Here is a 13,207-nt window from a genome sequence, read left to right as displayed (position 1 = left end):
TGGTCGTCGCGCCACCCTGGATGAGAGGCGAGCGCGACCGGACAGTAACATAATACATGCCAGAACTACGGCTGCACTCCATCGCGCGACTCCCGTGGTCCGGTTCGCCCCCACCGGCCGTATCGGCGACGATGGGGAGATGCTGTGGCCCTTCGGATCGACCTGGCGCCCCGTGCGACAGCGGCGGCGTGACACCGTCGACCTGCGCTGGCTCAGCGCGAGGACCTGGACCAGGCGCTGGTATCCGCAGGGCGTCGACGTCGGCGAGTGGCGCGGCCGACGCACCCTTGCCGTGAGCTGGTTCCGCCAGGAGCTGTCAGGAGAGCATCTCGCCTCCCGCGTGACGCTCGTCGATCTCGAGCGCTCGCGTCACCTCGACGTCCTGCTCGCGACCGCCGACGACGACGACGGCGAACTGCATTCGGCGCGGATCCACGCCGGGGGACTCGCGTGGTTCGGGGATCGGCTGTTCGCCGCCGCGACGGGCCAGGGCATCTGGGAGTTCGATCTGTCGGACATCCGTACCGTGCGCGGCGCTCTCGCCCAGCGGCTCGCCGGGTCGAACCGCCGCGGCGGACGCAGCACCGCTCTCGTCGCCGTGCGAACCAGGGTGCATCCCATCGCCCTGCGCTGCTCGTACCTCGGGCGGGTGTTCGACGACGACGGCTCCCCGCTCGCACGGGTACTCATTGGTGAGCATCGCCCGGACGAGAGCGGAAGGATCGGCGAGTTCGCGATCCCCGTCGACCTCGCCGGCGAGTTCACCGAGGTGGACCGCTTCACCCCCGGCATCGCACGGATGCAGGGCGCCGTCCGCTGGGGCCGGCATCACTTCGTGTCGCAGTCCGACCGCATGCACCCCGGCACACTCTGGAGCGGCCGACGCGGGGCTCTCGCTCCGGACGCCGTCCCTCTCCCCGTCGGGTGCGAGGACCTGGCTCTCGACCTCGAGGCCGGACTGCTCTGGTCGCTCGGAGAGCACCCCTGGCGACGGGTGGTGCGCGGCATCCCCTTCGCCAGGCTCGGGATCGGCGACGAGGGCTCCCGACGGCGAACGTAGACTGGAGGGGTGAAGAAGCCCGCGCCTTTCCTCGTCTACACCGTGCTGCGGCTGCTGGCGTTCCTCGTCCCGCTCGCCATCCTCTGGTTCTTCTTCCCGATCTTCCGGGAGTTCTGGTGGCTCGCAGCGATCTTCGCCGCGCTCATCGGTATGAGCATCTCGATGCTGTTCCTCCGCACGCCGCTCACCGACGCGTCTGCCCGCCTGCAGGAGCGCCGCGAGAGCCGTTCATCCGGCGGTCAGGACGACGCGGACGCCGAGGACCAGGCGATCGACGAGTCGAACGATCCCGTCGACGGCGACGCCAAGCCCTGAGGCTCCCGCGAGCCGGATCAGCCCACGGCCGGATCAGCCCACGGCCGGATCAGCCCACGAAGGCCCAGAACAGGGCCCCGGCGTACAGCAGCGACGTCAATGACGTGAGCGCGAGAGCGGTCACCAGCTCTTTCGGCTGCCGGTACGACCAGACGATGGCGATGGCCGGCAGACCGGCGAGCAGCGCCAGCAGGGAGATCCACGCGATCGGGAACCCCAGTGCCAGGAATGCGGCGATGCCGAACGGCGCGAGCACGAAGAGCGTGAAGAGCACCTGGGTGGCCCTGCGCCCGATCAGCACCGTGAGGGTGCGCTTGCCCACCTCGCGGTCCTGGTCGATGTCGCGCAGATTGTTGGCGAGCAGCACGGCGCAGGCGAACAGACCGGTCGCGATCGCGCCGAGCCAGGCCTGCTGCGGCAGGGCGAAGATCTGCACCCAGGTGGTGCCGAGCGTGGCGACGAGTCCGAAGAAGACGAAGACGAACACCTCGCCGAAGCCGTAGTACCCGTACGGCCGCTTGCCGCCGGTGTAGAACCACGCGGCGACGATGCAGGCGGCGCCGACGGCCAGCATCCACCACTGCCCCGTGCGGATCACGATCCCTAGACCCACGAGAGCGGCCAGGGCGAAGAACACCAGGCCGATGATCAGCACGGTGCGCGGCTTCACCCGCCCCGAGGCCGTCAGGCGCGCAGGTCCGACCCTGTGCGCATCGGTGCCGCGGACGCCATCGCTGTAGTCGTTCGTGAAGTTCACACCGATCTGCAGCAGCACCGCGACCGCGAGGCAGGCGAGCGCGATGACCCAGTGGAACTCGGGCCCGGTGCTGCGCGCGGCGCCCGTGCCGATGACGACGGGTGCGATCGCGAGCGGCAGGGTGCGCAGGCGCGCAGCGCCGATCCAGTCCCCCGCCGTCACCGGTCCGGCTTCGACCACCGGACGCTTCGCCGGGTTGCCACTCGTGTGCACCGGCGTGCGCTTCGCGGACGGGTTCTTCTTCTTGCGCTGGGAGGATGCTGCCACGCAGGGAATCCTACTGGCCGACCCGATGCCGGACCTCAGCGGGACGGCGCATCAGGGGTTCGGGTTGGTGTCCTTGCCGTCGAGCCACAGGGTGTCGGACCGGTCGCCGTGGGCGCCGCCCTTGCCCACGTGCTTGTCGCTGATCTGCGGCCCCTTGGTGATCACGTGCACGAGGGCCATCGCGTGGCCCTGTCCCAGTTGGTAGTCCTCCTTGAGCCACGCGACGATCGGCGTCGCCTTGGTCGTCTGGTCGAACCCCTTCTCGGCGGCGAGTTCGATGAACTGCCGCGGGGTGAGGCCGGTCTTGGTCTCGATGTTGTCGAGGTATGCCTGGAAGGACATGGTGCTCCTGTGGTCAGTCCTCGTCGAGGAACGTCTGGATGATGGTGGCGGAGGCGTGGATGCCGATGATCTTGAGCACCCCGTCACCGACGTTGGTGAAGCGGTGCGGCACATAGGCGGGTCCGGTCGCGGTATCGCCTGCTCCGGCGACGAAGGTCTCCTCGCCCACCGTGATCGAGGCGATGCCCTCGATCACGACCCAGGTCTCAGGATAGGGATGCCAGTGCAGACCCGGCCCCTCCCCCGGCTGGTTCTCGACGAAGAAGTAGGACACGGCGGCGCCGTGTTCGACCCCGACGAACCTCCGGCTGCGCCCCGTGCCGATGCGGATGTCGTCGGCCGCGACGACGCCGGAGAGAGACGGTGTGCTGTTCATGGCTCCAGTCTCGACAGACCCTTCGCCTGCTCCTAGAGTTTCGATGTGGATCGAAACTCCAGCCCGATCGAGGGCGTCGAGCACCCGGATCATCGTGTCGAGTTCCACCTGAGCCCCGGCGACGTCGAGGCGGTGCGGTTCGGCATCTCCCCCGGGCACGAGCTCGCGCACGCGGTGAGGGTGTTGCGGCGTCCGGCCGCCCATCCGCTGCAATGGGGGTGGCTGCGCGCCGTTCGCGAACAGCTCCCGCGCCGCGACTTCGCACTGCTCTCCACCGTGATCGGCGACGACGGCTACCTGCCCGACTTCCTCACGACCACGCCCCTTTGGGATCTGACCCCCGAGGCCGAGCTCGACGAACTGCGCGCGGCACCTCTCGATCCGATGCGCGTCGACTTCGGGAAGATGGTGCAGCGTTCGACCGGCGCCCGCCGACAGGCCCTACGCGAGATGCAGGACCATCCCGAGCGCGCCCGTGACATGATCGCCGACGGGTGGGCCGCCGTATGGGAGGCGGCACTCGCCCCGGTGTGGCCGCAGCTCGAGCGCTTGCTCCGTGCCGACATCGCTGTGCGCGCCCGCACCATCACGACAGCAGGTATCGCCGGCATGGCCGGAGACCTGCACCGCCAGGTGACCTGGGGCGCGGGCGCCGTGCGCGTCTCCCTGCGTCGCCACAGCGAGCAGGTCGACTGCCGCGGAGGCGGACTGGTGCTGGTGCCCTCGGTCATGTCGTCGTGGGGCTGCATGGTGCTCACCGAACCTCCGGCGCAACCCACGCTGTTCTATCCGGCCCGCGGCGTCACCGCAGGCTGGGCCCGAGACGCCGCCGACATCGAGGATGCTCTCGGCGCCCTGCTGGGACCGGCGCGGGCGGCGATCCTGCTTCAGGCCGGCGCCGCCCGCACGACGACGCAGGTCGCGCACGATGCGGGCCTCGCGATATCGACGGCGTCGCATCACCTCTCGGTTCTTCGAGATGCCGGCCTGGTCACCAGCGAACGCGACGGCGCCAGGATGCACCACCTGCGCACCCCGCTGGGCGAGGCCCTGGTGGGTGCCGCGCTCTGACACCCGCCGTACGGGCTACTCCGCGGAGCCCACCGGAATGATCGGCCGGTGCTCGTAGTACGTCTGCAGCACCACCGTCGTGCGGGTGCTGACGTTCGCCGCCAGGCGCACGTCGCGCACGAGCTCTTCGAGTGCGCGCGGCGACGGCACCCGCACGAACAGCATGTAGCTCGCGTCACCGGCGATGGAGTGACAGGCCTCGATGGCATCGAGGTGCTCGAGCAGTTCCGGGGCGTTGTCCGGCTGGGCGGGGTCGAGCGGCGTGATCTCGATGAACGCCGAGAGCGGTGTGCCCACCTGTTCGGGGTCGAGGATCGCGCGGTAGCCGGAGATGACACCCCGCGTCTCCAGCCTGCGCAGGCGCGACTGCACGGCCGACACCGACAGCCCCACGGCGTCGGAGAGCTGCGAGAGCGTGGCACGGCCGTCGCGGGAGATGGCGGTCAGGATCGCGCGGTCGACAGAGTCATCCATAGCTGTAAGATTATCGTCAGGATTCCGTATATGCCGGAATCTTTCCACCAAACTCTCCGATCGGAGGTCCCGATGTCCCTTCTTTCCGCCAACAGTTCCGCTGTCCAGGCCATCGTCGGCGAACCTGAGGTCGTCGAGGACGCATCGATCGCCGAGCAGTCTGCCGCGTGGGCTCAGCTCAAGGACGCCGCGATCGCGATCCGCGAGATGCAGATCAAGGACGGCTCGATCCCGGATGCCGCGCACCACGCCGCCGCCCGTGAACTCGTCGGTGCGATCACCGCCGCGATCCGCGCACTCGCCCCCGCCTTCCCGCACGACGCCGAATACCTCGCCGCCTCCGTGGTCGACTTCGAGCGCTGGGTCTCGGAAGACTTCGGTGTGCCGGACTTCCTCGACTCGCTCGTGGCCTTCCAGCCGCAGCAGCACCGCGTCGACGGCATCCGCCACCTCGTCGTCTTCCCGATGTACACGCAGAACGGCTCGAGCGACCGCCTGGTCGAGGCGCTGATCGTCGAGACGATCTGGCCGGAGTTCATCGCGGCACTCGAAGCCGGCGACTACGGCAACAAGCTGTTCGTCTCGCTGCGTCTGGTCGATTTCACCCCCGGCTACGACACGAACTCGGCCGTGCTGTTCCCCGAGACCGTCGCGATGCGCGAGATCCCGACCTTCACGTGGGGCGCGATCTTCCAGGACCGCGAGGCGGCCCGCTACCGTCGTGTCACCCGTGCCGCTGCCGAGATCACCAACCTCGACCTGCCGGAGCGCGCGGCCGCGATGCTCGACGACCAGCAGATGACCGAGAAGACCTTCGTCATGTGGGACATCATCCACGACCGCACCCACATGCGCGGCGATCTGCCCTTCGACCCGTTCATGATCAAGCAGCGGATGCCGTTCTTCCTCTACTCGCTGGAGGAGATGCGCTGCGACATGACGGCGTTCCGCGAGTCGGTGAAGATCGAGCGTGCTCTCGCTGCCCGCATCGAAGCCGGCGAAGAGCTCACCGAGATCGAGCAGGAGACGCACGACTACGCGCACCTCGTGCAGTACGCGGTGATCTTCGATCGCATCTTCCGCTTCTCGATCACGGGCACTCGCACGCGCAACTACGACGCGGTCGGCGGACAGCTCCTGTTCGCGTGGCTGCACCAGCGTGGCGTGCTGCACTGGACCGACACCGCTCTCGCGTTCGATTGGGACGCCGTGCCGGATGCCGTGGTGGCTCTGGGAGATGCGATCGACGACCTGTACTGGCACTCGATCGACCGTCCGAAGGTCGCGCACTGGCTCGCCGCATACGAGCTCGTCCGCGGCACGCTCACCCCGCACCCGGCGTCTCAGTGGGCCCGCGGCTTGTCCGACGAGATCCTCGCCGGCGCGCCGAAGGGCTACACCGACGCCGTGATGGACGACGAGTTCCCGCTGTCGATGTTCTTCGAGACCCTCGACAAGAAGATGAAGCCGGTCATCGAGTCGACCGTCGGCATCCGCGGCACGGACGACTGATGACCACGCGCGCACCGCGCGCGTTCCGAGTGTGACGCTGGGGCGCACCGCGCTGCGGCCGGAACCTCTCGTGCGGGATCTCCCGCAGGTTCCGGCCGCAGAAGCCCCTCCGATCCGGGAGAGTGGACGACATGGCTGAACACGTGGCGCACGAGGCCGAGCGCACCGAATCGACGGCTTCCGGACGCATCGTCCTGCTCGCCGGGGCCACCAGTGCGGCCGGCCTCGCCGTGACGCGGGCGCTGGTCGCCGCGAACGCACGGGTCTTCGCGACCGGCCGCTCGGAGGAGCGCCTGCGGGAGATCGCAGATGCCGGCGCTCAGGTCGAGGTCGCCGATGCGACCTCTCTCGACGAGATGACCACCCTGGCCTCGCGGCTCGGCCCCGTGGATGCAGTGGTTCCGCTGGTCGGAGGGTGGAGAGGAGGCGGGGGCCTGGCCGGACAGTCCGATGAGGACTTCGCCGCGCTGCTCCCCGCGCTCGACGCCGTGCGAGCCACGAGCCGGGCGTTCGACGATGTGGTGCGCGCCTCAGACGCCGGACGCTTCGCGATCGTCTCATCCACCGCCGTCGCGCGCCCCCTCGCCGGCGGGGCGAACTACGCCGCGGTCAAGGCTGCGAGCGAGGCCTGGGCGCGAGCGGTGGCCCAGGGCTACGCCAAGGCCGCACGCGAAGCCGACGAGCCCCTGCGCACGGCGTCCGTGGTGTTCCGCGCCAAGGCACTCGATCCCGATGCGCTGGCCGCCCGGATCGTCGCGCTGTGGGACGAGGACGCGACCGCGCTCAACGACCGGGTGCTGGACCTGGGCTGATCCCCGGCCTGGCACGGCACCGAGGCTCCCTCGATGCCGTCTCGATGCCCCCTGTCCGCTCCTGCGCGGCGGTCAGCGTCAGCGGGAATCCGGAGGCATCCCCGGAACCACGGGTGGAGCATCCGCCCCCTCCGGTTCCGGCGCGTCGATCTCCTGCTCGGGAGCCTCGGCGTAGAGCTCGGTGAGTTTGCGATAGGAGCGCGTGAAGAAGGCCAGCGTGGCGGCGACGACCATGATCAGTCCGGCGAACAGGCAGATCAGCGCGATGCCTCGCGCCTCGCCTTCTCCGAGCAGCCACCCCCACTGCTGCTGCCCCTGGGCGGTCCTCATGTAGGGGATGATCAGGAATTCGGCGATCGGGGCGATCAGGAAGGCCGTGAGCGGAGCCGCCGCCGCTTCCATCGCTGCGGCCACCCCGAACACACGCCCCTGACGCTGGAACGGCACGACCTTCTGGATCACGGTCTGCTCCGCGGCCTCGACCGGAGGCACCAGTGCCATGTACACCCACATGCCGACCACGTAGAGCGGCCACCACTCTCGCAGCATGAACACAGACCCGAGCAGTCCCATCGCGATGACCACGAGCAGCATCGTGCGCATGGGCTTGGGGCCGAGGCCGAACTTGGCCACCAGCCCGCCGCCGACGAGGAAGCCGGTCGAGGCGAAGGCCAAAGCGAACCCCCAGGTCTGGGCATCGAAGAGCGTGAGCCCGTAGGGGTCCATGAGCGCCATGTAGACGCCGCCGATGAGGTTGTTGAACGTGGAGAAGATGATCAGGGCGAACAGCCCGGGAGCCAGTCGGATGGCCTGCACGCTTCCCCGGAAGTCGAGGGCGCTGGAGGCGTTCGGGTCGGGCTCCGGAGCGCCCTCAGGGATGCGGATGAACAGCAGGTGCGCGAAGGTGAGCGCCATGGCGGCGATGGCGATCGCCAGGGTCCATCCCATGCCGAGGAAGCCGATCGACAATCCCGAGAACACACTGGTGACCAGGAAGGCGATGCCCTGCACCGTGCCGACCAGACCGTTCGCGTTCGCGCGCTTCTCCTCGGGGATGAGCAGGGTCACGGTCGTGGACAGCGCGATGTTGCGCAGCTGCTCGATCACGCCGCCGAACAGGATGATGCCGGAGAACAGCCAGAACCACGGCCCTCCCAGATCGAGCAGCGCCGCCTCGGGCTGCCAGAAGTAGAGCACCCCGGCGACGAGGAAGGAGACCGCGGAGATGATGCTCGAGATCACCATGACGGTGTGCTTGCGGTTGCGATCGACGATCGTGCCGAACGCCATCGCGAAGAACGCGACGAACAGCATGTAGGCGCCGCCGATGATGCCCGTGGCCAGCACCGACTGCGTCTCGATGTAGACCCAGAACGTCAGCGCGAACCACAGGAAGCTCGTCGTCACGTTCGCGATGAGCGTGTTGACGAGGACGTTGGCGAAGGCTCTCTTCGCTACGGTGCGCTCCATGGATTCGAGGGTAGAGCGGGGCGGGGACATCCGGTAGGGCGATTAGGCTTGAGCGGTGAGCATCCAGCATGACCCCGCGATCCGGGGCTTCGCCAGTGACAACTACTCCGGTATCCACCCCGACGTCCTCGCGGCCATCGCCGCGGCGAACGGAGGCCACCAGAGCGCCTACGGCGAGGACGCGTACACCGCGCGCCTGCAGGAGGTCTTCCAGGAGCACTTCGGCGAGGGCGTGCAGGCGTTCCCGGTGTTCAACGGCACCGGCGCGAACGTCACCGGCCTGCAGTCCATGCTGCCGCGTTGGGGGGCGGTGATCGCCGCTTCGACCGCCCACATCAACGTCGACGAGGCCGCGGCCCCGGAGAAGATCGGCGGCTTCAAGCTGCTGACCGTCCCCACCGACGACGGCAAGCTCACGCCCGAGCTGATCGACCGCGAAGCCTGGGGCTGGGGCGACGAGCACCGCGCACAGCCGCTGGTCGTCTCGATCACCCAGACCACCGAGCTCGGCACGCTGTACACAGCCGAGGAGATCCGCACGATCGCCGACCACGCGCACGAGCGCGGCATGAAGCTGCACCTCGACGGTGCGCGCCTCTCGAACGCGGCAGCGGCCCTCGACCTGCCGCTGCGTGCGTTCACCCGCGACGCCGGCGTCGATGTGCTGACCTTCGGCGGCACCAAGAACGGCGCCATGCTCGGCGAGGCCATCGTCGTGCTGAACCCCGACGCCGCCGACGGCCTGAAGTACTCGCGCAAGTTCAACATGCAGCTGTCGTCGAAGATGCGGTTCGTGTCGGCGCAGCTGATCGCTCTGCTCGAGACCGACCTGTGGCTGCGCAACGCGAAGCACGCGAACGCCATGGCGGCGCGTCTGCGTTCGGAGATCGAGGCGGGCATCGCCGACGGCTCCATCCGCGGCGTCGACTTCACCCAGCCGACGCAGTCCAACGGCGTCTTCGCCACGCTCCCGGACGGCGTCGCCGACCGGCTGCGCGACTCGTTCCGCTTCTACGACTGGGACGCGGCGCGCAAGGAGGTGCGCTGGATGTGCGGTTTCGACACCGAAGAAGCCGACGTCGACGCCTTCGTCGCCGAGCTCTCGCGCCTCACCACAGCCGGAGCCTGAGCACCGGAGGTCTCAGCGCAGCAGACCGAGGCTCGCGAGAGCCTGGCGGATGAGAGTGCCTCGACCGTTCTCCATCTCGGCGGCGACCGCGTCGGACCCGGCGGCCTCCGGCGAGAACCAGGTGACCTCGAGCGCATCCTGCCGTGGCTCGCACGTGCCGGTCACCGGCACGACGAAGGCCAGCGACACCGCATGCTGCCTGTCGTCGTGGAAGGCACTCACGCCGGGGATCGGGAAGTACTCGGCCACGGTGAACGGCAGCGGCTGGGGCGGAAGCAGCGGGAAGGCCATCGGGCCCAGGTCGTTCTCGACGTGGCGGAAGAGGGCGTCGCGGATCGTCTCGCCGAAGCGGACGCGCCCGGAAACGATCGTGCGGGTCATCTCCCCCATCGGGGTGGAGCGCAGCAGGATGCCGATCTCGATCACCTGGCCGGAGCCGTCGGTGCGCACCGGGATCGCCTCCACATAGAGCATCGGCAGCCGACGCCGAGCCTCTTCGAGCTCGAACTCGCTCAACCAGCCGGGGTTCGCATCGCGCGCAGGGCGATTCGAATCCGGGAACTCGCCGAGACCGTCGTCGTCGGGTTCCGGATCAGGATCAGGTGTGCGGACCGCCATGTGTCCTTTCTACCAGCCGTCCCTCAGAACCGACACCGCGCCCGGCCGTGCACCTCGAGTGGACGGCCGCCGCGCGACGGCTGAGCAGACGATGAGGGTGGCCCCTGGCAGGATGACGGTGTGAGCGAGAACCTGACGATCGACGACTCCGCGACCCGATGGTCGTCCACCGACCGCGCAGGGGCGCCTCTGCTGGTCCTCCTGCACGGTTACGGGGCGGACGAACACGACCTCTTCGGACTCATCCCCTACCTTCCCGAGGGCATCGCCGTGGCCTCCGTCGCCGCTCCGCTCGCCCCTCCGTGGCCCATGCCGGGGCGCTCCTGGTACCCGATCGAAGGACTCGACGGACGCAGCTCGGAGGCGGTCACCGCCGCGGCAGACGCCTTCCTGCGCTGGCTCGACTCCGCAGCCGCCGATGCCCCCTCGGTGGCGCTGCTCGGCTTCTCTCAGGGCGCGGCGGTGGCGCTGCAGGCCCTCCGTCTGGCTCCGGAACGCTTCGGCGCGGTGGCGGCGCTGAGCGGATACGCCGCATCGGGAGACCTTCCGAACGACGAGGCACTTGCCGAGCTGCGCCCACCGGTGTTCTGGGGTCGGGGCACGCACGACGACGTCATCCCGCCCGCGCTGGTCGACCACACGGCCCAATGGCTGCCGACGCACTCCGAGCTGTCCGGTCGGGTGTACACCGGACTCACGCACAGCATCTCGGAGGAGGAACTGACCGACGTGCACCGCTTCCTCACCAAGTGGGTCGAGGGGATCGCCGCGAGCTGATCAGCGCTCCGGCTCCTCCTCGGACGCACCGGAGTCGTCACCAGGGCGCCCGTCGGTCTCGTCGCCCCCGTCGCGCTCGTCCTCGCGCTCGCGGGAACCGGATCCGCCGCCCGAGGTGATGGCGACGGAGAGGGCGACGCCGATCGCCACTCCGATTCCGATTCCGAGGGCCCAGTTCTGCAGGGCGGCGCCCAGCGACGCCCCGATCGCCACTCCGAGCGCGAGCCCGACGCCCAGGCCCATACGCGAACGCGACTCCTGCGGACTCGGATCGTGATCTGCCATGCCTCCACGCTACGCACCGGTGGAGGCGACGGCATCCCCCGCGCGACGGACAATCCGACACGCCCGGGGTTGCGCGATCGCGACACGCCCGGGTATCGTCGGGGAGTCCTGTCCGCCGTGTCTGGAAGTCCTTTGATCTGATCCGTCGCCTCCGCGCTCATCTTTCCGCGCGCTGACCCGACGATCGCCGACTCCACGGCAGACCCACTCCTCCCCATCCCGTGACGCGTGTCACGGCCCGGCAGGGGGCTCGGTGTCAGTGCACCCTCGCACTCGACAGGAGACACTCATGTCAACCCCGACAACTCTTCACGCCTCGGTCGTCCTCGACCGGCTCACCTTCACCTGGCCCGACGGCTCGATCGCGCTCGACGGCATCTCCGGGTCCTTCGGCTCGGGACGCACCGGGCTCGTCGGACGCAACGGCGCCGGCAAGTCCACGCTGCTGCGACTGATCGCCGGCGAGCTCGACTCCACCTCGGGCGTCGTCACCGCATCCGGCGAGGTCGCGTACCTTCCGCAGCAGCTGACACTCGATGTCGACCGCCGCGTCAGCGACCTCCTCGGGGTGTCCGAAGCCCTCGATGCCGTGCGGGCGATCGGCACGGGCGACGTCGACCCGGCCCACTTCGATGCGGTCGGGGACGACTGGGACATCGAAGCGCGCGCGGAGGCGTCGCTGGCCGAGGCCGGACTGGCCCCGGACTTCCTCGACCGCACGGTCGGCGAGCTCTCGGGAGGGGAGGCGGTGCTCGTCGCGATCGCCGGCATCCGTCTGCGCCGCGCGCCCATCACGGTTCTCGACGAGCCGACCAACAACCTCGACCGCGACGCCAGAGCGAAGCTCGCGGCGATGGTGCGCGCCTGGAAGGGCACGCTCATCGTCGTGAGCCACGACCTGTCTCTGCTCGAGCTGATGGACGACACCGCCGAGCTCTACGCCCAGACGCTGAGCGTGTTCGGCGGCCCGTACTCCGAGTGGCGGGCGTGGCTGGACGCCGAGCAGGATGCGGCGAAGCAAGCCGAGGTCACCGCCGCCCAGGTGCTCCGCAAGGAGAAGCGTCAGCGGATCGAAGCCGAGGTGAAGCTCGCCCACCGCGCACGCACCGCGAAGAAGGCGGAGATCGAGAAGCGCGTCCCGAAGATCGTGGCCCACGGGCGCAAGATGGCCGCTGAGGTCTCGGCGGGCCGACTGCGCACCGAGGTCGGAGCGAAGGAGGATGCGGCGCGGTCGCTCCTCGATGAAGCGGGGCGCCGTGTGCGCTCTGATGCATCGATGAAGATCGAACTGCCCGACCCGCAGGTGTCCCGCAGCCGCCGCATCGCGACGGTCGGCGATGACGAACGAGCCTGGGTGATCCAGGGTCCGGAGCGGGTCGCACTGATCGGCCGGAACGGGGCGGGCAAGACCACGCTGCTGGAGCGGTTGGTCGCCGGCGGCTCGGCTCCGGATGAGCATCCGCTGCACGCCGAGGCCCACACCGACCTGATCGGCTACCTGCCGCAGCGGGTCGACGGACTCGACGAGCAGCGCTCGGTGTTCGAGAGCATCGCCGCCGCAGCACCCCACGTGCCGGAGAAGGAGCTGCGCAACCGGCTCGCCCGGTTCCTCATCCGAGGAGCCACGGCCGAGCGCCCTGTGGCGTCCCTCTCCGGCGGTGAGCGGTTCCGCGTCGCGCTGGCGACGCTGCTGCTCGCCGACCCCGCACCGCACCTCGTGGTGCTCGACGAGCCGACGAACAACCTCGACCTCGACACGGTCGACCAGCTCGTCGAAGCCCTCCGCGCCTACCGAGGCGCCGTGCTCGTCGTGAGCCACGACGACGCATTCCTGCGTCGCCTCGACCTCGATCTGACGCTCGAGATCGACGGCGAAGGCGCACTGCAGGAGGTGACGCTCGAGCCCTGACGCGGACGTGCGACGTCGGGGAGAGAGCTCCCT

Annotated in this window: 15 protein-coding genes; 8 read left to right on the top strand and 7 right to left on the bottom strand. The window is 69.3% G+C overall.

The features are described from left to right. Nucleotides 1-139: 139 nt before the first annotated feature. Nucleotides 140-1,060 (top strand): hypothetical protein, encoded by a 921-nt coding sequence (locus tag MOX01_RS04980; protein ID WP_141368641.1) that lies wholly within the window; start codon nt 140-142, stop codon nt 1,058-1,060. Between the two features lie 9 nt (nt 1,061-1,069). Then, a complete protein-coding gene (locus MOX01_RS04975) occupies nt 1,070-1,375 on the top strand; it encodes a DUF4229 domain-containing protein (protein ID WP_058632543.1) in 306 nt (101 codons plus the stop codon). Nucleotides 1,376-1,424: 49 nt separating this feature from the next. On the opposite strand, the gene MOX01_RS04970 is transcribed toward MOX01_RS04975, so the two are convergent. The 3 genes from MOX01_RS04970 to MOX01_RS04960 are packed head-to-tail and all read right to left on the bottom strand — an operon-like array spanning nt 1,425 to nt 3,117. Next, on the bottom strand, nt 1,425-2,399 hold the full coding sequence (locus MOX01_RS04970) for a 1,4-dihydroxy-2-naphthoate polyprenyltransferase (protein WP_058632542.1): 975 nt from the start codon (nt 2,397-2,399) through the stop codon (nt 1,425-1,427). Between the two features lie 51 nt (nt 2,400-2,450). Continuing rightward, the gene (locus MOX01_RS04965; protein WP_046747770.1) at nt 2,451-2,741 is read right to left on the bottom strand and encodes a DUF4287 domain-containing protein; all 291 of its coding nucleotides are present in this window, start codon (nt 2,739-2,741) and stop codon (nt 2,451-2,453) included. 13 nt (nt 2,742-2,754) lie between these two features. Further along, nucleotides 2,755-3,117 carry a cupin domain-containing protein gene (locus MOX01_RS04960; RefSeq protein ID WP_061015667.1) on the bottom strand — a complete coding sequence of 121 codons (363 nt, stop codon included), beginning with the start codon at nt 3,115-3,117 and terminating at the stop codon, nt 2,755-2,757. Between the two features lie 45 nt (nt 3,118-3,162). On the opposite strand from MOX01_RS04960, the gene MOX01_RS04955 reads away from it, so the two are divergent. Beyond that, entirely contained in the window at nt 3,163-4,188 is a 1,026-nt protein-coding gene (locus MOX01_RS04955; RefSeq protein ID WP_141368639.1) for an ArsR/SmtB family transcription factor, read from the top strand. Between the two features lie 15 nt (nt 4,189-4,203). Here the strand turns inward: MOX01_RS04955 and MOX01_RS04950 are convergent, their stop codons facing one another. Beyond that, nucleotides 4,204-4,662, bottom strand: coding sequence for an Lrp/AsnC family transcriptional regulator (locus MOX01_RS04950; RefSeq protein ID WP_046747768.1), 459 nt, complete (start codon nt 4,660-4,662; stop codon nt 4,204-4,206). 72 nt (nt 4,663-4,734) lie between these two features. On the opposite strand from MOX01_RS04950, the gene MOX01_RS04945 reads away from it, so the two are divergent. Both MOX01_RS04945 and MOX01_RS04940 read left to right on the top strand, forming a co-directional pair. After that, the gene (locus MOX01_RS04945; protein WP_046747767.1) at nt 4,735-6,174 is read left to right on the top strand and encodes a DUF6421 family protein; all 1,440 of its coding nucleotides are present in this window, start codon (nt 4,735-4,737) and stop codon (nt 6,172-6,174) included. A gap of 131 nt (nt 6,175-6,305) precedes the next feature. Further along, nucleotides 6,306-6,986, top strand: a complete 681-nt coding sequence (locus MOX01_RS04940) for an SDR family NAD(P)-dependent oxidoreductase (RefSeq protein ID WP_141368637.1) — start codon at nt 6,306-6,308, stop codon at nt 6,984-6,986. A gap of 78 nt (nt 6,987-7,064) precedes the next feature. Here MOX01_RS04940 and MOX01_RS04935 read toward each other — a convergent pair whose 3' ends face one another. Next, complete coding sequence (locus tag MOX01_RS04935) at nt 7,065-8,456, bottom strand: MFS transporter (protein ID WP_141368635.1); 1,392 nt, start codon at nt 8,454-8,456, stop codon at nt 7,065-7,067. 55 nt (nt 8,457-8,511) lie between these two features. On the opposite strand from MOX01_RS04935, the gene MOX01_RS04930 reads away from it, so the two are divergent. Beyond that, entirely contained in the window at nt 8,512-9,585 is a 1,074-nt protein-coding gene (locus MOX01_RS04930) for a threonine aldolase family protein (RefSeq protein ID WP_113680604.1), read from the top strand. Nucleotides 9,586-9,597: 12 nt separating this feature from the next. Here MOX01_RS04930 and MOX01_RS04925 read toward each other — a convergent pair whose 3' ends face one another. After that, nucleotides 9,598-10,203: an NUDIX hydrolase family protein gene (locus tag MOX01_RS04925; protein ID WP_141368633.1), complete on the bottom strand. Its 606-nt coding sequence runs from the start codon at nt 10,201-10,203 to the stop codon at nt 9,598-9,600. 120 nt (nt 10,204-10,323) lie between these two features. Between MOX01_RS04925 and MOX01_RS04920 the strand changes: the two genes are divergently transcribed. Next, the gene (locus MOX01_RS04920; protein WP_141368631.1) at nt 10,324-10,980 is read left to right on the top strand and encodes an alpha/beta hydrolase; all 657 of its coding nucleotides are present in this window, start codon (nt 10,324-10,326) and stop codon (nt 10,978-10,980) included. On the opposite strand, the gene MOX01_RS04915 is transcribed toward MOX01_RS04920, so the two are convergent. Further along, entirely contained in the window at nt 10,981-11,265 is a 285-nt protein-coding gene (locus MOX01_RS04915; protein ID WP_127012616.1) for a glycine zipper domain-containing protein, read from the bottom strand. It lies immediately after the preceding gene. Between the two features lie 289 nt (nt 11,266-11,554). Here MOX01_RS04915 and MOX01_RS04910 point away from each other — a divergent pair, with 289 nt between their 5' ends. Then, entirely contained in the window at nt 11,555-13,174 is a 1,620-nt protein-coding gene (locus MOX01_RS04910; RefSeq protein ID WP_141368629.1) for an ABC-F family ATP-binding cassette domain-containing protein, read from the top strand. The last annotated feature ends 33 nt before the right edge of the window (nt 13,175-13,207 follow it).

Source organism: Microbacterium oxydans, from assembly GCF_006540085.1.
Lineage (GTDB): Bacteria > Actinomycetota > Actinomycetes > Actinomycetales > Microbacteriaceae > Microbacterium > Microbacterium oxydans.
The sequence above is the reverse complement of the archived record's forward strand: the minus strand, read 5'-3'. Positions and strand labels throughout refer to the sequence as shown.

Coding starts and splice junctions, on each gene's coding strand:
- MOX01_RS04980 (WP_141368641.1), top strand. CDS start 140: ATGCTGTGGCCCTTCGGATCGACCTGGCGCCCCGTGCGACAGCGGCGG.
- MOX01_RS04965 (WP_046747770.1), bottom strand. CDS start 2,741: ATGTCCTTCCAGGCATACCTCGACAACATCGAGACCAAGACCGGCCTC.
- MOX01_RS04960 (WP_061015667.1), bottom strand. CDS start 3,117: ATGAACAGCACACCGTCTCTCTCCGGCGTCGTCGCGGCCGACGACATC.
- MOX01_RS04950 (WP_046747768.1), bottom strand. CDS start 4,662: ATGGATGACTCTGTCGACCGCGCGATCCTGACCGCCATCTCCCGCGAC.
- MOX01_RS04945 (WP_046747767.1), top strand. CDS start 4,735: ATGTCCCTTCTTTCCGCCAACAGTTCCGCTGTCCAGGCCATCGTCGGC.
- MOX01_RS04940 (WP_141368637.1), top strand. CDS start 6,306: ATGGCTGAACACGTGGCGCACGAGGCCGAGCGCACCGAATCGACGGCT.
- MOX01_RS04935 (WP_141368635.1), bottom strand. CDS start 8,456: ATGGAGCGCACCGTAGCGAAGAGAGCCTTCGCCAACGTCCTCGTCAAC.
- MOX01_RS04925 (WP_141368633.1), bottom strand. CDS start 10,203: ATGGCGGTCCGCACACCTGATCCTGATCCGGAACCCGACGACGACGGT.
- MOX01_RS04915 (WP_127012616.1), bottom strand. CDS start 11,265: ATGGCAGATCACGATCCGAGTCCGCAGGAGTCGCGTTCGCGTATGGGC.
- MOX01_RS04910 (WP_141368629.1), top strand. CDS start 11,555: ATGTCAACCCCGACAACTCTTCACGCCTCGGTCGTCCTCGACCGGCTC.